Source organism: uncultured Kordia sp., from assembly GCF_947496985.1.
GTDB lineage: Bacteria > Bacteroidota > Bacteroidia > Flavobacteriales > Flavobacteriaceae > Kordia.
The window spans coordinates 446,527-467,889 of sequence record NZ_CANMEZ010000001.1 but is presented as its reverse complement, the minus strand read 5'-3'; the positions used below and the strand labels follow the sequence as shown (position 1 = coordinate 467,889).

Sequence of the window (21,363 nt, the reverse complement as noted above, 5' to 3'; positions counted from 1 at the left end):
GAAATACGTTGTAAGTTTTTCACAATAAATGTTTTATATATTAGTAACATAAGAAAAATATCAAATATTTCATAGATTTATACAGAAAGCTTAATTATAATCTTTATGACTACTTTTTATTCAAGAATTTATAAACTTCTGACAATACTATTTTTTTTATTAAACGGTTCTGCACTTCAAGCACAAAGCATAGAATTATCTAAATATTATCAAGAAAAAATTGCCGAAAAAGATTTTCCTACTTCTAAAAAAGAACAATTAATAGATAGCCTATTACGTCAAAAAAATATCAAAATAGATACATTAGAATTAGTAAATATTTATAGAGATTTTGTTAAGGAAATTGGTTTTTCAGATCTTAAAAAAGCGATAGACTATACTGAAAAAATCGAAAAAATTGCTCTCATTTTAAATGACTTTAATATTGAAAGTTTCAAAAAAAATCATAGAAATAGAATTATTTTCTTAGAAGAAGATCAACAGTTTTATAAAGGTTTAGAAGTAATCAAAAGCTATTTTAAACGGTATCCTGAAGAGAATACATATCAAGGAAAAGTATATCGAATAGCAGGAAATACATATAGAGAACTTGGAGATTTTCAAAAATCTATCGCTAACTATGACAAATCTATATCTATATATCGATCATTTGAAGATAATGATGAACTTACAAAAACATATGTCGAAAAATTAAAAACGTTAGTAGATTTAGAAGAAGACAGTTATTCAAAAGATATATTGGAATTAAAAAATGATATTGATTTACTAGAAAAAACAACATATACAATTTCAAACGAGAATAAAATTGCGATTAATTTAAATCTAGGCTTCTTTTACGAATTTCAAAAAGAATATGGAAAAGCAAGAAGTATTTTTTCAAAAGCTTTAGCTCAGGCAATGGAGGAGGAAGATACCGAGAATATCTATAAAAGCTACATAAACTTGGCTGTGATAAGCAAAAGAGAAAATAATATTCAACAATCAAAAGAATTCTTAATTAAAGCTGGTGAATATATATTAGATGATAATCTAAAAAAAGCTGCAATTTCAAATAACTTGGCAGATGTATATAAAATAGAAAATACTCATGAAAAAGCGCTAATTCAATATCAAAAAGCCATTACAAAAACATTGCAAATGAGTGATGTAACCTATCAAAAATTACCAACATTTCAAGATATTGAATTTTCTGCTAACAAAATAGATATATTAGGGTATTTAATAGATAAAGCGAACGGTTGGATAGCCTATTACGATGCGGCACAACAACCTGAATATCTTGAAAATGCATTGGAAACGTTCACACTAGCCGATCAGTTAATAGACATTATTTATGTAGAAAGTAGAGAAGACTTATCTAAACTTTTTTGGCGTAAAAAAGGCGCAACTTTTTATCCAAAAGCTGTTGAGGTTTGTGATCGTTTGAAACAACCTGAAAAAGCATTCTTTTTCATGGAAAAAAACAACGCAATCTTATTACTTGAAAATATGACCAATGCTACTGCAAAACGCCTGTCAAAACTCCCTGAAAATATCTTAGAACGCGAACAAGATTTAATAGAAGAAATAAAAATATTGGAATCTGAAATTCAGTCATATACTGGTGATAAAAATACACTTGTTGATTCGTTAAAAGATAGTGTGTTTAAGTACAAAAAAGAATATACAGCCTTTATCGATTCACTAGAAACGGAATTCCCAAAATACTACAACTACAAAAAAAACATTAACATAGTTACGCTTCAACAAGTACAAAAACAACTTGCAAAAGACGAGTTGATACTACAATATATTGTTGGAAAAGAAAAAGGATTTGTTACATTGGTATCTTCTTCAACAATTCAATTAAAAGAATTGCCAAATACTGAAAAACTCAACGAAACTGCTAAAGCCTACAAAGAAGCTGTTTCTAAACCTTTTATAAATAAAGAAGATAAAGATACGTACACAACAATTGCTAAAAAATTATATCAACAACTAATGCCATTTGAGAATGTTGAAACGCGTTTGGCGCAAAAAAGAATCACAATCATTGCTGATGGAATTTTGCAATACATTCCTTTTGAAGCTTTATTAAATTCTAAAAATGAATATTTAATTGAAAGTGCCGAAATTCACTATAACTATTCACTTTCTTCGGCAGCACAGTCAAAGCAAAACAATGCACATATTGCCAAAAATTTCATAGCAATAGCACCTACAAAATTTAAAAACGATCAATTTGGTGCGTTGGAAACAAGTTTAGAAGAATTAAATCGATTAACCAATATTTTTAATGCCAATCATTTTCAATACGAAGAAGCTACCAAAAAACGTTTCAAAGAAGCCTACGGAAACTATAAAATAGTTCATTTATCCACACATGGCGGAATAAACAATACAATTCCTTGGATGGCTTTTTATGACGAAAAAATGACGCTAGATGAACTCTACTTTACTAAAAATCAATCCGAACTAGTTGTGCTAAGCGCTTGTAAAACTTCAGATGGTGCGCTAAAAAAAGGCGAAGGAGTCATGAGTTTAGCGAGAGGTTTTTTTAATGCAGGGGCAAAAAGTGTGGTTTCTTCCTTATGGGATATCAATGAAAAAGCAAGTAATGACATCATTCAAGAATTTTATAAAAACATCGTAAATGGAGACTCTAAATCAGAAGCGTTGCAAAAAGCTAAATTAGCCTACATTCAACAAAACAAAAACACAAGTGAAGCATCTCCGTATTATTGGAGTGGGCTGACCATTACAGGAGACACAAGTCCTGTAAAAAACATACAAAATCAGAATTTTATATACTATGGCATTGCAAGTATATTTTTAATTGTACTCGGAATTTCTATTCGTAAAAAACGTCAAAAAAAGAAAGCTGCTTGATTTGAAAATAATTTCGTTACACTAACGTACTTTTCAAATTTGTAATCATTTCAGAAACAATGGCTTTTATGTCAAATGTTGCAGACCAATTCCAATCGTTTGCAGCAGTAGTATCATCAATACTTTCGGGCCAGCTATCAGCAATTGCTTGTCTAAAATCTGGTTCGTAATTGATAGTGAAATTTGGTAATAATTCCTGAATTTCTACGGTCAACTCTTTTGGCGTAAAACTGGTTGCAGCAATATTATAAGACGATCGTACTTTCACTTCCGTAGATTCAGCATTCATAATATCAATAGTAGCACGAACAGCATCATCCATAAACATCATGGGAAGCATGGTGTTTTCCTTTAAAAAACATGTATATGAGTCATTTTTAATAGCTTCATGAAATATCTCTACTGCATAATCTGTAGTTCCTCCGCCAGGCTGTGCTTTCCAACTAATAATACCAGGATAACGAATACTGCGTACATCTACACCGTAATTCTCATAATAATACTCACACCAACGCTCCCCCGAAAGTTTACTAATTCCGTAAACAGTTGATGGATCCATAATAGTATGTTGCGGAGTCTGTTTCTTAGGAGAATTTTTACCAAAAACAGCAATCGAACTTGGCCAAAACACTTTTTCAATAAGCTTATCTTTTGCTAAATTGAGTACATGTAGCAATGAATTCATATTCAATTCCCATGCAAACTCAGGGTTTTTCTCAGCGGTAGCAGAAAGTAAAGCAGCCATTAAATATACATCTGTAATTTGATGCTTTTCCACACAGGTTTTAATACCTAATTTATCTGTAGCATCAAGTATTTCAAATGGACTTTCACTAAATACCTTGTCATCACTTTTTCGGATATCCGAAGCAATAACATTGGCAGCACCATACCTAGTTTGTAAAGCAGCTGTTAATTCTGTACCTATCTGTCCGCAGGCACCAATAATTAGAATTTTTGTACTCATCAAAAACGATAAAAAATGATTACAAATATATATAAATCTATTTCTCATTAATGTGAAAAATTAAATTAAATCGGCTTTTTTTTGATAAATTCATAAAATACAATGCCTTACACTGGTAAACTTTGTTAAAAACATAGTCAAACATAAAAAACTAGCTATATTTGTTTTTGGTTGATTAACAGATCAGATAGTAAAGAATTAATGAAGAAAGTTATTACATATTTATTAGTCATTTGTACTTTTTTTGCGTGTAAAGAAGGACAGCAAAAAACAAATGAAGAAGCTACACAAAACAAAGAAGAAGTTTTAGCGAAAAGTAAATTGAATATTCCCAAAAAAGGAAAACTCAGAGGACTCAATGGTGTACAGAAAAATTTAGTAAAAGATTGGATAGAATTTAATACCATTAATGAAAGTATGAAACTTGTAAACACAAGTACACGCTTTTCTATTATTGAAGATTTAGGGCAATTGGCAGAAAATATAGCAGCTATTGAAGAAAAAAATCTTCCACAAGGTTTAGACGTAATGCAAATTCGCAGTCGATTTTTAGTATTAAAAACCAAAGCACTAAAACTTCAGGATGATGCCGGAGATGAAGGCGTAACAAATGACGATATTGCAAAGGAAATTGTAGAAATGAACCGTGTTTTTCATGCGGTATGCAATCAAATCCAACAAGTCACAGAACAAAATATAGATCCAAATGAAATATTAGGTGATTTATTAAACAAAGATTCTATTAAGGTTAAAAAAACACCAGAAGTTTATAAATCTTCTATAAGTGAAAAGCCAGTTCTAAAACCCGCAGGTAAAGATCCTAAAAAGACATTACAACAATAAAATGAGTCTATGAAATTTGTTGCAATAAGTAGTTCTTACCAATCTATATGATTATGCACGAATTTCCCCTAGTTAACCTAAATAACCAAAAAATGAAAAAGATACTATTAGTACTCGCTATCTTAACTATTACAATTTCTTGTGATACTGAAAAAGCCAGAAAACAAGTAGATAGTTTTCGTGCAGAAAAAAGTAAAACAGCAATCAATGAAGTTTTAGACGCTTGGCATAAAGCTGCCGCAGATGCAAATTTTGATGAGTATTTCTCAAAAATGACAGATGATGCTATTTTCATTGGAACAGATGCTACCGAAAATTGGAAAAATGAGGCATTCAAAACATTTTCAAAACCATATTTTGACAAAGGAAAAGCATGGAGTTTTACAGCATTAGAAAGAAATGTATTCCTCTCAGAATATGGAGACATTGCTTGGTTTGATGAACTTTTAGATACACAAATGGAATTATGTAGAGGATCTGGAGTGCTCAAAAAAGTTGGAGATACTTGGAAAATTTCACATTATGTACTGTCAATTGCAATTCCAAATGATAACGTTCCTGAAGTCATAAAACTCAAAAAAGAGAACGATTCTATCTTAAAATCAGCCTATTAAAAAATCTTAAATAAATGTTAATATCCCAAAAAAGGGTAACATAACATGTATTTTTCAGTCTAAATTGCGTAGAACTAACTTAAATACAATCAAAAAATGAAGACAACTAATTTAAAATTGGCACTGTGTATCACTGCTGGTGCTTTTCTTTTTTCTTGTGAAGGAGAGAAAAAAGAGGCTAAAACAGCCGAAGTAGCCAAAGTTCCTGGAATTAATCTAGAATATATGGACACATCAGTAAGTCCAAAAGATGATTTCTATACCTATGTAAATGGAAAATGGATGGAAACTACAGAGATTCCTGAAGATAGAACATCTTGGGGAGGATTTGGAGTGTTACGTAAAAAAACAGATGATGATGTATTAGCAATTCTTGATGAAGCTGGAAAAAGTGGGAAATACGCATCAGATACAGATCAAGCGAAAGCATTAATGATCTACAATACAATGCTAGATACCGTAGCAAGAAACAAAGCTGGAATTACACCACTAAAATCAGCACTTGATGCTATCGCAGGAATTAAAAATATTACAGATATGCAAACTGTATTGGCTACAATGCCAGTTGAGGTTGCTGCACCTTTTATGGGATTTTCTGTATTTCCAAATTTATCGGATAGTAGTATGAATGCTCCATATCTTGGTGCTGGTTCATTAGGATTGCCAGAAAGAGATTACTATTTAGAAGAAGATGAAAAAGCAAAAGAAATCAGAGCAAAATATGTTGCTCATGTTTCACGTATGTTACAATTCTTAGGTGATGATGCGGTAAAAGCTCAAAAAGATGCTGAAACAATTTTAGCATTAGAAACAAAATTAGCAGCACCAAGATTAGATAAAGTACAAAGTAGAGACATGCGTAACTTGAATAATCCAAAATCAATTGCTGAATTAAGTGAAATGGTATCAGCAATCGATTGGAAGAAGCTATTCACAGACTTTGGAACAAAAAAGTTTGAAACAATCATTGTAACGCAACCAAAATACATGGAAGCTTTACAAGAAATTTTTACAAATACTAGTATTGAAGACATTAAAACGTTAATGCGTTGGTCTACACTTAACAGTGCTACAGGTCAGTTAACAACTGAAATTGATAAAGCAAACTGGGAATTTTATTCAAAAGAATTAAACGGAGCCGTAAAACAACGTGATGCAAAAGAAAGAGCATTAGCAACCGTAAATGGAACAGTAGGAGAAGCAATTGGTCAATTATATGTTGATGCAAAATTTCCACCAGAAGCAAAAGCAAAAGCTGAAAAAATGATTGCAAATGTAATCGAAGCATATAAAGGACGAATCCAAAACTTAGATTGGATGAGTGCAGATACAAAATTAAAAGCAATTGAAAAATTAGATAAGTTTACTGTAAAAATTGGATATCCTGACAAATGGGAAGATTATTCAACAATGGCTGTAAAAGAAGGAAACTCTTATTACCAAAACATGGCAGCCGTTGGAGATTGGAACTTAAAGAAGAATTTTGCTGATATCAACGAGCCAGTTGATAAATCTCAATGGGGAATGTCGCCACAAACTGTAAATGCATATTTCAACCCATTAAACAATGAAATCGTTTTCCCAGCAGCTATTTTACAACCACCTTTCTATAACTATCAAGCAGATGACGCTGTAAATTACGGAGGAATTGGAGCTGTAATTGGACATGAAATTTCACATGCATTTGATGATTCTGGAGCACGTTTTGATGCGGATGGAAACCTTAAAAACTGGTGGTCAGATGCTGACTTAGAGCAATTCACAAAAAGAGGAGATGCCCTAGCTGCACAATACAGTGCTATTGAAGTATTAGATAGCTTATATATTAATGGTAAATTTACATTAGGTGAAAACATAGGAGATTTAGGAGGCGTTTTAGGTGCATATGATGGATTACAACGTCATATCAAAGAAAACGGAAGACCTGATAAAATTGATGGATTCACAGCAGAACAACGTTTCTTCCTTTCTTGGGCAACTGTATGGAGAACAAAAATGAGAGAAGAAGCATTGCGTACACGTATCAAAACAGATACACATTCACCAGGAGAATACAGAGCATATGTTCCTTTACAAAATATTGACGCTTTTTACGAAGCATTCGATATTAAAAAAGGAGATAAAATGTACATTGCTCCTGAAGACAGAGTTCGTATTTGGTAAACACCAAAAACAGATTATAAATGAAAGCCTGAATGAAAATTCAGGCTTTTTTTATTTCTATTCTTCATTCGAACAGGAAAGTGATTTTATATTGAATAGATCTACTAAAACTTAATTGTTTTCTTCACTAAAACAGCGTCATTTAGTACAAACGGTCTTGGCATCATGTTTTTAGCACGTTCAGGAACTGAAAACAATGGATTCGTCATTAAATCAAAAGAAGCTTCATATAAAATCAATTCTGGTTTTGTGTTTGGAGTTACGGTAAACGACATTTCTAACGGTTCATTATCTGAAACATAATAACTAGCTAAACGTCTCCAGCGATTATTAAGTTTTTCAACAGTAAGCCCATTAATCGACAATGATAAAAACTTAGTTTCATTGCTAAAAACTTCCATGCGATTCACGTTTCGTTGTGGACTAATTTTTATATCAATATGTCTTAAATTATTGTAAATAGTATCTTTTGTGGTTTCTACATTGGGCATAGAAACTGGTTTTACTTGTGCTTTTTGTGTAAATGTAAATCCAGCTTTGTATTTACTATCCATGACGTCTTTTGACTCAGAAATACTTGTTTCATCTTTAATATAATTCTTTGTCCAATTGTCCAATGTTAAATCATATGTATTCCAAGTAGCTGTATTTGTATCTGCATCTAAAATATATACCAAGCTATTAGGACGTTGTTGCGTGTCTGAAAATCCAGATTGTAAATGTGCTATAAAAAACGTAACAAGTGTTGCCAAAAAGAATACATATGCGGACCATTTTTTACGTTTGTATAAACCGAAAACTGGCATTAATAAACCAATAATTAAAGTAACAAGTAAAGCGACAACAACAATAATATCTAAGCCCAATCCGACAGGAAATAATTTAATAAAAGGAACTAAAATAAATATAGCTGGAACTCCTAAAAGCGTCAGGAGTAGTATATATGGAGGTTGTTTATCTTTAAAAATTAAATATGTTAAGGATACTAACGTTAAGATGATAGGAATACTTATAAAGCTTGCGCCATCTAAATATAGTGCTGCAAGTGTGGCAATAACAATCCAAAAGAATATGGGTGCAATACTTAAGTTAGCAGCGGTATTATTTTTTCCAAGTCTATGATAACTATAAAAAGCAATTCCTACTGCTAGAAACGCAAACATATAAATATAGGTATAACCGTTATAGGTAAATCCATGTTGAATTTCTGCATAATGTGGATACAACCAATTAATAAACATCCAACTAACAATAGTTACTGTACAACTAATAACAAGTGTTGCTAAAAAAGGTAAAAATCCTAGCATTATTCCTTTTAAAGAGAGCATTTTTTTCTTTAAACCATAGGCAACTATAGCAATAAAAGAGAGTACAATTAAAAATAACATAGGAAAAATCCAAGAAAAAGGATAGGTGTGAAATCCGAGAGGTGTATTAAAATAAATCAAATCATCGGAAGTTGTCATTTGTGTCAAATCTTGCTTTGAAAAATAGTCAAGTAAAGGCATCAAATATGTTCCTTGGTGTGATAATGTATTGAAGTCTAAATTTTCAACAGTATCGTTTTCTGTATGATAATCGTAATGATCGTCAATAAAGGCAAAGTTGAATCCTTGAATATTTCCATCTTCTCTAAAAACAGTTAAATCAGTATCATTCGGAAGCATTTTGTAAATACTGTATGCTAATGAATTTCCAACAGGATATTGTGGATTTGCGTCTTTAAAGGCTTTGATAAGTTTTGCATTTCCATCATTAGTTTCCAATAGCATAATGCTAGGTCCACCACTTCCACGCGCTTCAAAATTTAGGACTAAACCAACATCTTTTGCCCACGGATGTTTATTTACAAACAATTCAGCACCATTCAAACCTAGTTCTTCACCATCAGAAAGTAGCAAGATAATATCATTTTCAGGCTGTTCATTCTTGGCTAAAAATGCTCTAATTCCTTCCAAAATAGTTGCAACTCCACTTGCAGCGTCACTTGCGCCAACTGCAGAATGTGGATCACTATCGTAGTGTGACAATACTAAAAGCGCTTTATTGCTACTCTTTCCTTTGATTCTAGCTAAAACATTTTTAGGTTTGGAAATATTTCCCCAATCATCAAGTGTAAAACCTTCTTGAACTTCTGGTTGTAAACCTAGTTTTGTAAGTTCCGTAACTATATAATTTCTGACGGTAGCATGTGCTTTTGAACCTACATAATGCGGTTCTTTAGCAAGTTCATTTACATGAGCAAATGCACGAACTGTAGAAAATTCGGTCTTTGCTACTTTTCCTTCTACGGTTGCTTGTGGCATTATCATTTTGAAACTAAAATAAATTGCCAAAGCAACTATTAAAAAGGATAAAAGTGTATAGCGAGGTTTTAAATTATTCATAAGGTTGCTAGTTAAGTTTTCTAAAAATAAGAAAAACTACAGAGTAAATGATATTAAATATTTGTAAGCTATGAATAATTTTAAAATAGATTTATGTTAACTGATTAAAAATGAGTAACTTTAGTAATCACCAAATCGTTTAAAGTTATGGGAATCAAAAGTTTTCAAGGAGCTCGAAAAGAACAAGCCAATAGTACAAACAAAATTGAAGCACTAAAAGTGAGTGATTATATGACAACAAATTTAATCACTTTTAAACCAGAACAAACTGTTGAAGAGGTGATTCAAAAATTGATTCAACATAAAATTTCTGGAGGACCAGTTGTCAATGAAAAAAATGAATTAATCGGAATTATTTCGGAAGGAGATTGCATCAAGCAAATTTCGGACAGTCGTTACTATAACATGCCTTTTGAGCATAATACTATTGAAGCGCATATGGCAAAAGATGTAGAAACAATTGATGGTAACTTGGACATTTTTGATGCCGCAAATAAGTTTATTCAATCTAAAAGAAGACGTTTCCCAATTGTTGAAAATGGAAAATTAGTTGGACAAATAAGTCAAAAAGATATTTTAAAAGCTGCAATTAATTTGAAAGGACAAAACTGGAAATAACTTATAACTGTCTTTTTACACGTTTCATTGCTTTTGGTTCATCAGTCACAAGTAGTTTTTGTTCTTTTGAACCTGTAAGTGTTAAAACTCTTGAGTCAGAATAACCGTCAATTGGTGTGTCTATTGTTTTCCATTTGCCAATTCCCATGACAGCAATTTCTTCATCAAGTTCAATGATACTTTCTTTATAACGAAGAGTTTTATTCATACCTAAAAAACCAGTGCTTTTATTCCCTTTTAGCGCTAAGTAATTTTCTATTTCGGGTGTAGCGTTTTTGAATGTACCTGAATTTAATGAGTGATCCGTAACTAAATGAATACGTTTACTATTTGTTGCTTGTGCTTGTATGTTTACAATTGCATTTTCGGTTCCCGTATTGATAAAAAAGTCATTAAAAAGAACATCATTAACCATTGTACGCCAACTTTTACCTCTTTTTTCTTCAATTTCCACTTTGTAGTATACACATTCACGTTTGCTTAGCGGAGCAATTAAAGGTGCGCCGGCATGTTTTGCTTTTCCAACAATCTTTACATATTCATTTTCACGAACACTCTGAATTCGTTTTCTGCGTACCTTTTTTAGTTGACGTAAAATACGATATTTATCACTAAAATAAATACCAACAATAATTAAAACGGCAACGCCTAGAATAAAAAGTCCTGGAATAATAAATTCAGAAATGTCCATATGTATTAGTTAGTTTGTGATTTCTTTTTTTCTTCTTCTTGAAGTTTTTTTACGTTTTCACGCATCTGCTTTATTTGTTCATCTTGCTCTTTTTTTCGTGCTTCAAAAGCAGAATCACGTTTCTTTTGAGCTAATTCTTGCTGTGCTTTATAAGCTGCTTCTCTTTGTTGTTTTTGAGCAGCTTTTATAAACTCCATGTTTTGCTCTGTAGTTGTATTTTGTTGCTGTTGCTTGTCATACTTACGATAAAATCGGAATGCAGCAATTGCCAGAATGATTACAAATATTAAAATACGTCCGCCTTTTTTCATACTAAGCCCCTTTTTTAACTAACAAATAATAATCATTTTCCAACACTAAATATCCTTGATCGTACACATAATAATAAGTAGCGCCAGCTTTTGTGGTATAGATTGAAGTAAAGTAACTAAAATCAAATCCTTTTTCCAAAAGTTTTGCTTTGATCGTTTTTGTTTTTTGATGCACATTCAGATTTTCTAAAATGCGCCAATTTTTTCGAAGACGATTATTTATATTTCTGATTAGATTTTTCCCGTCTTTATTCAATCGGTTGTTGTAGGCGTTTCTACAATAATCACTACAAAACTTCTTATCGACTCTTCCTTTAAAATCATCACTACATTCCAAGCATTTTTGTTCCATGATTATTTAGGTTTTGAGATAGCATACCAACGTAACATCATATCTTCTGGCTCATAGTAGAAGTCTTCTAAATATGTCAAGCCAATTTTCAATAACACCTTGTGCGAGGCTTCATTTCCCATTTCTGTAATTCCGTATACTTTGTCGAGTTTTAGTACATTCCAAGCATAGTTTAAACATGCTTTGGAAGCTTCTGTAGCGTATCCTTTTCCCCAAAATTTAGGTTGTAAACGATAGCCAATATCATAAAAATTTGTATGATTATTAAAAGTATAATCTGTGTACAGACGCAATCCAACCCAACCGATAAACTCACCAGTTTCCTTGATTTCAACTGCCCAACGACCAATGCCGCGTTTAGCATATTGTTTACGGATGTCTTTAATATATTTTAATGCTTCGTCTGTATGTGTAATGGGTTTATTGCCTAAATATCTATGTACTTCCGGATCGGAGTCGAGTGTAAACATACCGTCCAAATCACTTTCTTCTAGTGCGCGAATATGGAGTCGTTCAGTTTCTATATGTATATCCATGAGTTTTTTAAAATTCTGTTGATTTTGACTACAAAATATTAAATAAGAATGATTTAACGAAAAAAAATATATAAGTGTAGAGAAATAGCAATAAACGTTGATTTATTCGTTTACAAACGCTTACAAATATTTGTAAACGAAAGCAAATGCTTCAAAACCGAATAAAACTTGTGAGTCGATTCATATTTGCATTGTCGAACTACAAAAACAATTCGATCACTAAAAATACTAGTAATATTTAAAAATAGAAATTATGAATACGCTTAGAAACAAAGTACAGTTAATTGGAAACTTAGGAAACGATCCAGAAATCATGACTTTAGAAGATGGAAAGAAGCTTGCAAAATTTTCAATAGCAACGAATGAAACTTATAAAAATGCACAAGGTGAGAAAATTGAAAATGTCTTTTGGCATAATCTAATTGCGTGGAATAAAGTTGCCGAAATCGTTGAAGAATACTTAGTCAAAGGCAAAGAAATTGCTATTGAAGGAAAGTTAACCAATCGTTCGTACGAAACGAAAGAAGGTGAAAAACGATACGTAACAGAAGTTGTTGTGAATGAGTTATTAATGCTGGGGAAATAGATTCTTGGAATCTAATGCGGGTCTGTAAAGCAGTTGATTTTTTCGGAATCAACTGCTATTTATAGTTTATTCTTAAATATCAATAATCGTAAAAGCAGTATCCCTTTTGAGTTGAAGTAGATTTTTTTGTTCTTCTTCGTTTAAACGTTGTAATTTTTCTTCAAATGAAAAAGATAGCCATTCTTTATTACGCATCTCATCTCGTCCAAATTTTAGGTAAATAGCAATATCTTTTAATGTTTGCGAGTTTTGAGTTTCTTTACAATTAGCATAATCTAAAGAAATTTGTTGATGTTGGGAATATTCACCATAATGATTGAAGTTTTCAGAGGTTACCCAATGTAATCTATTTATTTCATGAAAAATCTCAGATTCTTGATAAAAATAGTTAGCCCCATCAGCTTTATAATTTTTTTTAATGTACTCTGTTTCTCTAGATTCGATTGTTGCTGTTAAAAAATTAAGTCGTTTAAAAGGTTTCTTTTTTTTATATCCATGATATTCTTCATAACGAAAAGCATGTTTTTTCATTTCTTTAGATAGATATTCCTTAGCTTCTAACTGATTGTATAGACTCATATAGGCTCCAATATATGAGTAGATAGAAAATTCTCTCTTATATTTTGAATAGTCTAAGTATGGGGTATCATTATATGGGAAATTAGTGTCTAAATGCTGATCGGTTTCATAAATTTTAAAAAAATACTTGCTAAACATTTTATACGAACCTTTACTAGATTTTTCACCGTTTTTTAACTCAATATTAATAACATTATTATATGTTGAATATATAATTATATGCTTAAAAGGCATATTTTTAGTAAGAGGTCTCTGAAAAATCACATATTGATCAGGACGTATAATTTTCTTTAAATTTAACCAATTAGAATATGAGTTTTTAGAAAAGTCTCCATAGTTAAAATTATTACTTCTCGTATACGGATAACAGGTAACGAATATATCAACAAGTTCTTTTGCTGTTAGTTTTATTTCTAATGCTCCAAGTGATTGTTCAAATTGCCGTATTTCATGCATAGAATAACAATCATTACATACTTTCAAATCAATATCTAGCTTAGGTACTTTTTTCTCTAGGAATTTTTGATAAAGTTCCTCTATTTCTTTTTTACTTGTTTCTTTATGTCTACAAGCGGTTTGTAGACATAAAGAAACAAGTATCAAGTATATAATTCTATTCATTTTATAAAAAGTCTTCTATATGATCAGAGGTTTTTTTCTCTGCTTCTTCGATTCTTTTTTTCTTTAATAAAGACATTTTTTCTTTACGATCAACAATTTTATATCGAATATTTCCAGATTCATCTCTATATTCTTCTTTTTCTCTGTATTCTGCCATATTATTTCTTACATCATTCAGATTTGCTGAAGCAAAATCTGTAAGGTGTAAACCAGTAATATTAAGTTCAATTTTTCGAGTTATCCTCTCTTCTTTATCAAACTGTCCACTCGAACCTCTAAAGAAGAATGCATTGTATAAGTTAAAAGCGTCATCTTTTATTCTAAATTTAAGCTCATTTGTGAAAATTCTTTCTTGATCAATCTCCTTAGGAGATTGATCTATAAGTATAAAACCTAGAGTCCATTTTCTTTCAGAATATTTAGTGTTAAAACGATCTTCGTAATCAAAAGCACAGACAGGAATTTCCTTTACAACTTCTCTTTTGACTCCAGCTTGTGTTTTTGAAATACTAATGTTTTTAAGTGTGTAAAAAACACGAAACGGTAAATTCGTAATAATTCCACCATCTGAATACAATCCTCTATAAGATAAATTATAATCAGGATCTTTATAGAACTTTACTGGACCGTTTATATAAACAGGCCTAAAAATGAAAGGAAGATTCATTGAAATACTTACAGCTTCTATGACAGGAAAATCAGGTGTGTGATAGATAGAAAATAGTTTAGGTTCTTGTGTGGAAAGATTTGTGCCAGTAACTACTAAATCAACACCTGTCATTAAAAAGAAGTCTTCAAAAGTTACTTTTTTCGGATCTTTATTTCTTACCCCTATTTTCTCAAAAAGAAATTTTCGCATTAAGGATGAAAAAATAACTTCTCGAGCAGCTGCACCAGAAAATATTCCTCTTCCATGGAGTAATCCATAAATATGTTTTCCAGCATTGATATCAAAAATTTTCCGTGTGATAGGATCATTTTTTTTATCAATTAAAAAGTTCTCTATAAGACCTCCAAGTTGGAGATATGAACTACCTAAATTAGCGGAGTAATCTTTATGCTTAACATAAGATAACTTTCCTTCTAATCTATCATCTTTTAAAGCTGTTTGCCACATTCGAGTAACAGGATAATCTTTATATTCCTCAAATAATTGCTCAAAAAAACTGATAGGAATAGTATCAGAAGATAAACTCGAATCAATTGTATAAGGAGGAGTTAGAATTGTGGGTATCGGTGTTGGAAGAGGAGGTATTGTAAACGGTTTTTTTATCTTCATATAAAACTGCTTATTAAATACTTTATCAGGAGTATTAAAGACTGCATACATTTCATTATAACTCATTCCCATAGCTAACATAAAAGCCGTAATGGCCCCAGCAGATGTCCCTGAGACACCTACTAGGTTTTTTTTAGTTTGATCTTCAGGAGCAATGTATGTTTCTACTCTCCTTTTGAGCTCTTTATCATTTTTTTTATATAAAGTTCTTTGTAAGAGATTAAACAAGGGTAATTTACCTCCGTTAAATTTTTTCTCTAATCCTCGGACAGCTCCTAAATATGCAACTCCTTTACCACCACCACCTTCAAATGATAGATATTTTATTTTTTTAAGGTTTTCTTCTGCCATTACTTATTTTTTAAGATATTATAAAATTCCCTACTCCGTCATTAGCATTTCCACTAAGGGTACTTCCGCCAGTTCCGTCGCCAGTGTAATCATCGCAATTACATGGTAATCCGTCACCATCAATGGCTCCTGCATCTTTTTGTAAGATATTAAGCGAAGTTGGTACACGTGTTTCCCAAGCATCTCCAACAGGTGTAGGTTCTTGATCTTCTAAACTTGTAAGTACAGATTCATATAATGGATCTCCCGGTACCGGAACTTCTCCGCCGTTCCATACTTCTCCAGTTTCTATGTAGTACATTACTGCCGCTTCGTAATTCGGTTTTACAGGAACTACAACACGTGCCATTCCTGCTTGCAAAAAGCCTCTGAATATATGGTCGTTGTCATCTAACTTGTAAATTTCTTTCCAGTTGCATTTTTGTCCCCAGAAATACGGATAGAATAAATAGGTCATAATATCCCAATCAAATGCTTGTTCAAAGAATTTTGCTTTTTGAGCATAACAAGCAAGATTTTCAGTAGTTTGCATTTGTGGCATGTCAGTTACATCTTCACATGGACTTGTAGTTCCATAATGACCATTACCAATACTAACTTCTAACCAATTTAAACAGCTCTTCTTGAGCTCTTCTTTTTCAGTCATTCTGTTATATAATGGATTGTTTCCTTGAATTTGAATTCCTAATGAAGCTTGTGCTTTTGCCTCCGCAATTGCATTTTCATACGCAGCTTTCTTTTGCTGATAAGCTTCCATGATTTTTGCGAACGTATCAATTTTCCATTGGTCTAATAGTGCTGACTTTCTGGTAAGTTTTGCCGTTACATTGAAGAAGTAAGTTGATATGAAACTTGCATGTAAAGAAATTGGTAAACTTTTTTGTTTATAACCAGTAATTGATTTAAATCCAGATGTTGTTGAGAAAAACTCATCAGCAACTGCCATAGAAATAAACTTTTTACTAGCATGATCTGTGTTCCATGCATGACTACCATCAAGTTCAATACTTTCTAAAATATAATCTTCGGGTAATTGAAGTGAATTGTATGATTTACTAAATGAACCTAAAGAATCTGGGGTTTCGGCATATCCTTCCATAACTTCTATATATTTTGCAGGAGGAGGACTCACCTTAGTATCGTATGCGGATGCCCATTGTGCATAGTTTTCTTCAGTAATTGATTCATGATTAGGAAGCCCGTGCTCTCTTGGATCTTCAGGTGCTTCAAAATCGTTGGCTACATCACCATTTGCCATTGCCCATAAGTGGAATTTTGCGGGTTCAGGAATCATAAATTCATAGGTCATACGCTTTCCGTAATTAACAACCTGATTTTTATAGATTTTATCAACCCAACGATAAATTCCTGTTACGTGCCCTTCAGAATTACTTCTATTGTCTAATCCGTGAAGATTGTTTTCTTCAAACTCTTCAATGACTTTTGTAATTCGTTCTTCACGAACTCTATTGACAACTCTGTCTAACGCTCTACTACTAACTTCTTTTGCATATGAAACTGCTTGAGAATTTGAATCTGTCGTAGAAGTTGATGTTGCAAAGCCTGAATCTACCGTAAGGTTTACAGGACCTAATTTAGAAGTAGCTGTTACTCCTACATCAAAAGCAGTATCTTCTTGTATAACAGAAGCAGATTCTTGCTCCATTTCATAACGATCAGTTGTGGTAGTATCACGAAGTTTTTCTGTCGTATTTTCAGATTCAAAAGTAGTGGTAGTTTCTTGTCTTCTTAATCTTCTTGTAGACCGTTCTTTGTATTCTCCTTGAAGAATGTTTTCAATATGTGAAACTTCTCCAGGAGTGTAACAACAAATTTCTTGTTCAACACGCATATAATCAGAAATCCCTAAGTTTTTTACTCCTGAGCATTGTGCATCAGTACTACCTGGTTCTCCATCACCGTCGCCAGAGCCGCTAGAACCTCCACAAGGATCAAAGTAGATAGAATGAAATATTTGATCTGCACTAGTAAAAGCAAAATCTAATAATAAAGGTTCTAAGTCAGTTGTTGGTGAAAGGTCATCTGCTTTGTGAATCAATGATAGTAAACCTGTAGAAGGGCGATAACGACTGAAGACAATTTTTGTTCCTTCAATTGTGTCAACTCTAGCAATTTTTAATTGGTCGCCACTTTTTACTTTAATGAAATCTCCTGTTGAAACTCCATTAATGTATGCTCTGGCAATTGTAGTTGATGCTGAAGTTGTACTATCAAATCGCGAATTAACTCGGATTGCGTATTTTATACTATTAATATTAGCATCTGTGTTTTGAGCAGATAACCCTACATAATAACCTCTGCCAGAAGGAACTTTGCTTATAGAAAAACTTAATGAACCATAATCTGCCATTACTTCTTCTGAAGCACCACCAGCATTCCCAATTCCAGAAACAGTAGAACGAATAAAATTACTCGCAAGAGTTGGGTCAACAGTACTTGAAATAGTGCCAGCAAAGATACCTACTTGATCAACAATTGTTGGAAAACAACCTTCTTGAAACGTACTTGAACTTGATGAATTTTCTTTGTATTCAATAATACTACCGCCAACTATTTTTTGCTTTTTAGTTAATGATTTATTTGAAAAAGCATTGGCACTCAAACGAATCATTTCTTCTTCAATAATACTAATTGCTTTTACGGGATCATTGAATCTTGAAAGTTGTAGCTCTTTTGCAATAGCAAATGTATCTGCTGAAACTTTACTTTGTAATTCATTTTCTGCTAAAGGATTTCCAACACTAGCAATAATGTCTTGTTTTGAAACGCTTGCGTATGCCATAACATCATCACCATCAGTATTTGGTTCAACAGTTTTTTCAAGTGAGCTAATATCAACTTTACTTAACTCGTCAATATAGAGTCTATTAACCTCTTGTAACTCTGTTATAGCAATTTCATACTTTTTTAAATTGTCATTGATTTCATCTTCATCAATTGTATTATAAGAAAGCGACTTTTCAATAGTATTAGCATTTTCTTGAACTACTTTTTGAGGTTTTGAAAGAATCAACTTAGGAATAACAATGCTTGCACTTGCCAACATTTTAGCGTCAGTGTCAGTTTTGACTAATGCAGAAAGTTTTTTTACAAAATTATCAGCGATTAGAAGCATTAATAAAGATTCTCTAATATAAGGAGATTCGTTTTTGATTACATAATAAAATAAATTATCCCATACAGTAATTCTTTGGGCTTGTGTTAAAATATCTAACGACTTTATTTTATCAGAAGCTGTTGCGTCAACAGTATTTCTGTTTCTAAATAGCCAATCAGCAAAACTGTATAGATCTTGGTTAATAGCTTTTACATTTTCAACAGAATCAATAGGTATAAAAGTAGCTGCTACTTTTGATAAACTGCTGTAGCTTCCTTTTTTTTGCGCATCGGCTCCGTCAGGAACAAAAGCACTTACACTGATGTCTGGATGATAAATTAATTGTTTACTTGCCTCCTCAGGATTTACTGATTCGGGATTTCTAAGTGTTACAAACTTAAATATGTTCGATTTTCCTTTAGCTTTTTTATCTAAAGGGACAAAACTTGTTTCTGCCATGTGATAAATTTTTAAAATTAAATAATAGTTGCCCTGATCAAATGATGATTTGATCTGTGATTTGTACCCATATGTTGGGTAGAAGATTTTAGATTAGAAGGAATAGATTATTCATGGAACCTGAAAAAACTAACCAATGAAAAATGTAGTGTCCGTAGAGTCGACTCTTTTGTGTAAACGCTTATTATATGTGTAGAAACGATTACTTTTTTACAATACATCCATTTTCAAATAGTAATATCTAACTATTAATCAGATCAAAGATGCGAAAAAATGATAGTAAATAAGGTGAATTTATCCAAGACTCCTGTCTTTGCAGCAAGTCTTAAAACAAAAAGAAATTGAAGTATATGTATAAGGAATTTTAGTAGTGTTTAACTGCTTGTAAGAATATAAAAGCATAGTTAAAAGGAAAAATGGTTGACTCTTAAGAATCAACCATTTTTAATATATCAGGTATAAACGAACTCTCCGTCTATTCTATAAATAGTCACTTTTGGTGGAGGTGGATCTGTATGCGTAGTTGCTGGTGGAATAGGATCTGATACAGGTTCTTCACTAGTACTTGAAGAAGTGGTTTCAGTTCCTCCTGAAATTGTATGCAATTTGTGTTGAGGAATTGCATGCTTTCCTGTTTGCTTAAAAGCTGCTAAGGAAGATATTTTCATTGTGAATTGAATTTGGTTGTGTCTACTCTAAAAGCTTTTCGACATCCGCTACACAAGAATAAATTAACCTACTCATTAAATTGTAAATTATTTGCTGAAATGACGTTTTAAGCTTCTGAATATTTTTCTACAGAACTATTCTTCACCAGCCTTCTCTTTTTCTTTTTTCTTCTTTTCTTTATTAGTAGAATCTAAACTGAAGGTATTAGCCATATCAACACTTTCAGTGTCAAACTCTAAATAAAAACCATGCAAACCTTTGGCTTCATTCATAATTTGAGAATGTAATTTATCAAAAGAGATTGAATCTCCTTCGATAGTCATTGAAGTTGCACAGAAGTTTCTTAATTTCTTTTGTAAATTATCATAATCAATATAAGCATTTCCATTTTGATGAATACTTACTTTTTGTTCAAAAGTACTTAACGATAAGCCAAAGAAAGACGCCATCGCTGTACATACAAGAAACAATGTTTTAATAAAGTGAGAAGTGTTTTTCCAACCTTCTTGAGTCACTAAAAATAATGCCAATGCTGATAAAATAGAAAATACTAAAAATAAGGTGGAGGAAGTAAAATGGTACTCATACAATTTCAAAAAAGTAATTTCGTGCTGTTCTTTATACTTCTGCAAAGCATTGTTCAAAATAATCAATCGTTGTGATTGTTCATCATCAATCAGAACACAGTTTTTAATGCCTTCATTAATGTGTAACTCGCTCACTTCATCCATAGGTTGCATTAATTCTCTTCCTTCATCTTCAGCATGACTTCGTAAAAAGAAAATTGCAATAGCAGTTAAAGCTACAATGACAGCAATGGTAATAATCGTTTCTTTAAGTTGTTTCTTTTTTAACGTGTGCGTATCTATTTCCATAAGATAGTGTTAGTTTTGTGCTTTTAAAGTTAGGAAAAAGATTGGAAAATATTTTAAATATACTGGGAAGTGACTTTAAATAACAAAATACAAAGCGAACTTTGGCTCGCTTTGTATTAAGATTAATTTTTAGCAATAACATACAGATCTTAATCTTGTGTCTAAGCAATCATTACGTCGAGTAAAATTAACACAAACATGGTCAAAAGTATAACCACAGGCGTTATTTGTAACTAAAACAGTAGGAACACAATCTCTAGAAATATCATTACAAGCATGATTAATTGTAAGCGGTCCTTTTCCTGTTACTGTTGTAACAGATAAATTGGAAATGGATTTTTTGTTAAGTTGTAATGAGGTTAGTTTTTTTTTCATTGTTAATGATTTAAAATGAATTCCTAAATTTTTAAATACGTATTAGGAATGTTGACGTTTTTCCATCAAGAGTCATTTTTAAATATTTGTTACGAAAAAAT

At 31.9% G+C, this 21,363-nt stretch carries 17 protein-coding genes; 6 read left to right on the top strand and 11 right to left on the bottom strand.

All coding sequences use genetic code 11. From position 1 onward, the window contains the following. Positions 1-105: 105 nt before the first annotated feature. Positions 106-2,868, top strand: a complete 2,763-nt coding sequence (locus Q0828_RS02315) for a CHAT domain-containing protein (protein WP_298417339.1) — start codon at positions 106-108, stop codon at positions 2,866-2,868. 16 nt (positions 2,869-2,884) lie between these two features. Here the strand turns inward: Q0828_RS02315 and Q0828_RS02310 are convergent, their stop codons facing one another. After that, positions 2,885-3,835 carry an NAD-dependent epimerase/dehydratase family protein gene (locus tag Q0828_RS02310; RefSeq protein WP_298417337.1) on the bottom strand — a complete coding sequence of 317 codons (951 nt, stop codon included), beginning with the start codon at positions 3,833-3,835 and terminating at the stop codon, positions 2,885-2,887. Positions 3,836-4,036: 201 nt separating this feature from the next. On the opposite strand from Q0828_RS02310, the gene Q0828_RS02305 reads away from it, so the two are divergent. From Q0828_RS02305 to Q0828_RS02295, 3 genes are all read left to right on the top strand, one after another. Further along, positions 4,037-4,678, top strand: a complete 642-nt coding sequence (locus Q0828_RS02305; RefSeq protein ID WP_298417335.1) for a hypothetical protein — start codon at positions 4,037-4,039, stop codon at positions 4,676-4,678. A 92-nt stretch (positions 4,679-4,770) separates the two neighbouring features. Beyond that, the gene (locus Q0828_RS02300) at positions 4,771-5,292 is read left to right on the top strand and encodes a nuclear transport factor 2 family protein (protein WP_298417333.1); all 522 of its coding nucleotides are present in this window, start codon (positions 4,771-4,773) and stop codon (positions 5,290-5,292) included. 96 nt (positions 5,293-5,388) lie between these two features. After that, complete coding sequence (locus tag Q0828_RS02295) at positions 5,389-7,455, top strand: M13 family metallopeptidase (RefSeq protein ID WP_298417332.1); 2,067 nt, start codon at positions 5,389-5,391, stop codon at positions 7,453-7,455. A 104-nt stretch (positions 7,456-7,559) separates the two neighbouring features. Here Q0828_RS02295 and Q0828_RS02290 read toward each other — a convergent pair whose 3' ends face one another. Further along, on the bottom strand, positions 7,560-9,842 hold the full coding sequence (locus tag Q0828_RS02290) for a M28 family peptidase (RefSeq protein WP_298417331.1): 2,283 nt from the start codon (positions 9,840-9,842) through the stop codon (positions 7,560-7,562). Positions 9,843-9,989: 147 nt separating this feature from the next. Here Q0828_RS02290 and Q0828_RS02285 point away from each other — a divergent pair, with 147 nt between their 5' ends. Further along, on the top strand, positions 9,990-10,460 hold the full coding sequence (locus Q0828_RS02285) for a CBS domain-containing protein (RefSeq protein WP_298417329.1): 471 nt from the start codon (positions 9,990-9,992) through the stop codon (positions 10,458-10,460). Position 10,461: 1 nt separating this feature from the next. Here the strand turns inward: Q0828_RS02285 and Q0828_RS02280 are convergent, their stop codons facing one another. From Q0828_RS02280 to Q0828_RS02265, 4 genes are read right to left on the bottom strand one after another with little or no spacing between them, the layout of a single operon-like run. Beyond that, positions 10,462-11,151, bottom strand: coding sequence for a hypothetical protein (locus Q0828_RS02280; RefSeq protein ID WP_298417327.1), 690 nt, complete (start codon positions 11,149-11,151; stop codon positions 10,462-10,464). Positions 11,152-11,156: 5 nt separating this feature from the next. After that, positions 11,157-11,462, bottom strand: a complete 306-nt coding sequence (locus Q0828_RS02275; protein WP_298417325.1) for a hypothetical protein — start codon at positions 11,460-11,462, stop codon at positions 11,157-11,159. 1 nt (position 11,463) lies between these two features. Further along, positions 11,464-11,814, bottom strand: a complete 351-nt coding sequence (locus Q0828_RS02270) for a hypothetical protein (protein WP_298417323.1) — start codon at positions 11,812-11,814, stop codon at positions 11,464-11,466. A gap of 2 nt (positions 11,815-11,816) precedes the next feature. Beyond that, complete coding sequence (locus Q0828_RS02265) at positions 11,817-12,350, bottom strand: GNAT family N-acetyltransferase (protein WP_298417321.1); 534 nt, start codon at positions 12,348-12,350, stop codon at positions 11,817-11,819. Between the two features lie 253 nt (positions 12,351-12,603). Between Q0828_RS02265 and ssb the strand changes: the two genes are divergently transcribed. After that, positions 12,604-12,936, top strand: coding sequence for a single-stranded DNA-binding protein (gene ssb, locus Q0828_RS02260; RefSeq protein WP_298417319.1), 333 nt, complete (start codon positions 12,604-12,606; stop codon positions 12,934-12,936). Positions 12,937-13,008: 72 nt separating this feature from the next. Here ssb and Q0828_RS02255 read toward each other — a convergent pair whose 3' ends face one another. From Q0828_RS02255 to Q0828_RS02235, 5 genes are all read right to left on the bottom strand, one after another. After that, entirely contained in the window at positions 13,009-14,136 is a 1,128-nt protein-coding gene (locus tag Q0828_RS02255; RefSeq protein ID WP_298417318.1) for a hypothetical protein, read from the bottom strand. Position 14,137: 1 nt separating this feature from the next. After that, positions 14,138-15,766 (bottom strand): patatin-like phospholipase family protein, encoded by a 1,629-nt coding sequence (locus Q0828_RS02250; RefSeq protein WP_298417316.1) that lies wholly within the window; start codon positions 15,764-15,766, stop codon positions 14,138-14,140. A gap of 10 nt (positions 15,767-15,776) precedes the next feature. Then, positions 15,777-19,343, bottom strand: a complete 3,567-nt coding sequence (locus Q0828_RS02245; protein WP_298417315.1) for a hypothetical protein — start codon at positions 19,341-19,343, stop codon at positions 15,777-15,779. Positions 19,344-19,795: 452 nt separating this feature from the next. Further along, positions 19,796-20,011 (bottom strand): hypothetical protein, encoded by a 216-nt coding sequence (locus Q0828_RS02240; protein WP_298417314.1) that lies wholly within the window; start codon positions 20,009-20,011, stop codon positions 19,796-19,798. 135 nt (positions 20,012-20,146) lie between these two features. After that, complete coding sequence (locus tag Q0828_RS02235) at positions 20,147-20,887, bottom strand: hypothetical protein (protein ID WP_298417313.1); 741 nt, start codon at positions 20,885-20,887, stop codon at positions 20,147-20,149. Positions 20,888-21,363: the final 476 nt, after the last annotated feature.

What these genes read in the sequence shown, in the direction of transcription:
- Q0828_RS02315 (WP_298417339.1), top strand. Translation starts at nt 106, where the DNA reads ATGACTACTTTTTATTCAAGAATTTATAAACTTCTGACAATACTATTT.
- Q0828_RS02295 (WP_298417332.1), top strand. Translation starts at nt 5,389, where the DNA reads ATGAAGACAACTAATTTAAAATTGGCACTGTGTATCACTGCTGGTGCT.
- Q0828_RS02245 (WP_298417315.1), bottom strand. Translation starts at nt 19,343, where the DNA reads ATGGCAGAAACAAGTTTTGTCCCTTTAGATAAAAAAGCTAAAGGAAAA.
- ssb (WP_298417319.1), top strand. Translation starts at nt 12,604, where the DNA reads ATGAATACGCTTAGAAACAAAGTACAGTTAATTGGAAACTTAGGAAAC.
- Q0828_RS02280 (WP_298417327.1), bottom strand. Translation starts at nt 11,151, where the DNA reads ATGGACATTTCTGAATTTATTATTCCAGGACTTTTTATTCTAGGCGTT.
- Q0828_RS02235 (WP_298417313.1), bottom strand. Translation starts at nt 20,887, where the DNA reads ATGGAAATAGATACGCACACGTTAAAAAAGAAACAACTTAAAGAAACG.
- Q0828_RS02290 (WP_298417331.1), bottom strand. Translation starts at nt 9,842, where the DNA reads ATGAATAATTTAAAACCTCGCTATACACTTTTATCCTTTTTAATAGTT.
- Q0828_RS02270 (WP_298417323.1), bottom strand. Translation starts at nt 11,814, where the DNA reads ATGGAACAAAAATGCTTGGAATGTAGTGATGATTTTAAAGGAAGAGTC.
- Q0828_RS02255 (WP_298417318.1), bottom strand. Translation starts at nt 14,136, where the DNA reads ATGAATAGAATTATATACTTGATACTTGTTTCTTTATGTCTACAAACC.
- Q0828_RS02240 (WP_298417314.1), bottom strand. Translation starts at nt 20,011, where the DNA reads ATGAAAATATCTTCCTTAGCAGCTTTTAAGCAAACAGGAAAGCATGCA.
- Q0828_RS02310 (WP_298417337.1), bottom strand. Translation starts at nt 3,835, where the DNA reads ATGAGTACAAAAATTCTAATTATTGGTGCCTGCGGACAGATAGGTACA.
- Q0828_RS02250 (WP_298417316.1), bottom strand. Translation starts at nt 15,766, where the DNA reads ATGGCAGAAGAAAACCTTAAAAAAATAAAATATCTATCATTTGAAGGT.
- Q0828_RS02300 (WP_298417333.1), top strand. Translation starts at nt 4,771, where the DNA reads ATGAAAAAGATACTATTAGTACTCGCTATCTTAACTATTACAATTTCT.
- Q0828_RS02265 (WP_298417321.1), bottom strand. Translation starts at nt 12,350, where the DNA reads ATGGATATACATATAGAAACTGAACGACTCCATATTCGCGCACTAGAA.
- Q0828_RS02275 (WP_298417325.1), bottom strand. Translation starts at nt 11,462, where the DNA reads ATGAAAAAAGGCGGACGTATTTTAATATTTGTAATCATTCTGGCAATT.
- Q0828_RS02285 (WP_298417329.1), top strand. Translation starts at nt 9,990, where the DNA reads ATGGGAATCAAAAGTTTTCAAGGAGCTCGAAAAGAACAAGCCAATAGT.
- Q0828_RS02305 (WP_298417335.1), top strand. Translation starts at nt 4,037, where the DNA reads ATGAAGAAAGTTATTACATATTTATTAGTCATTTGTACTTTTTTTGCG.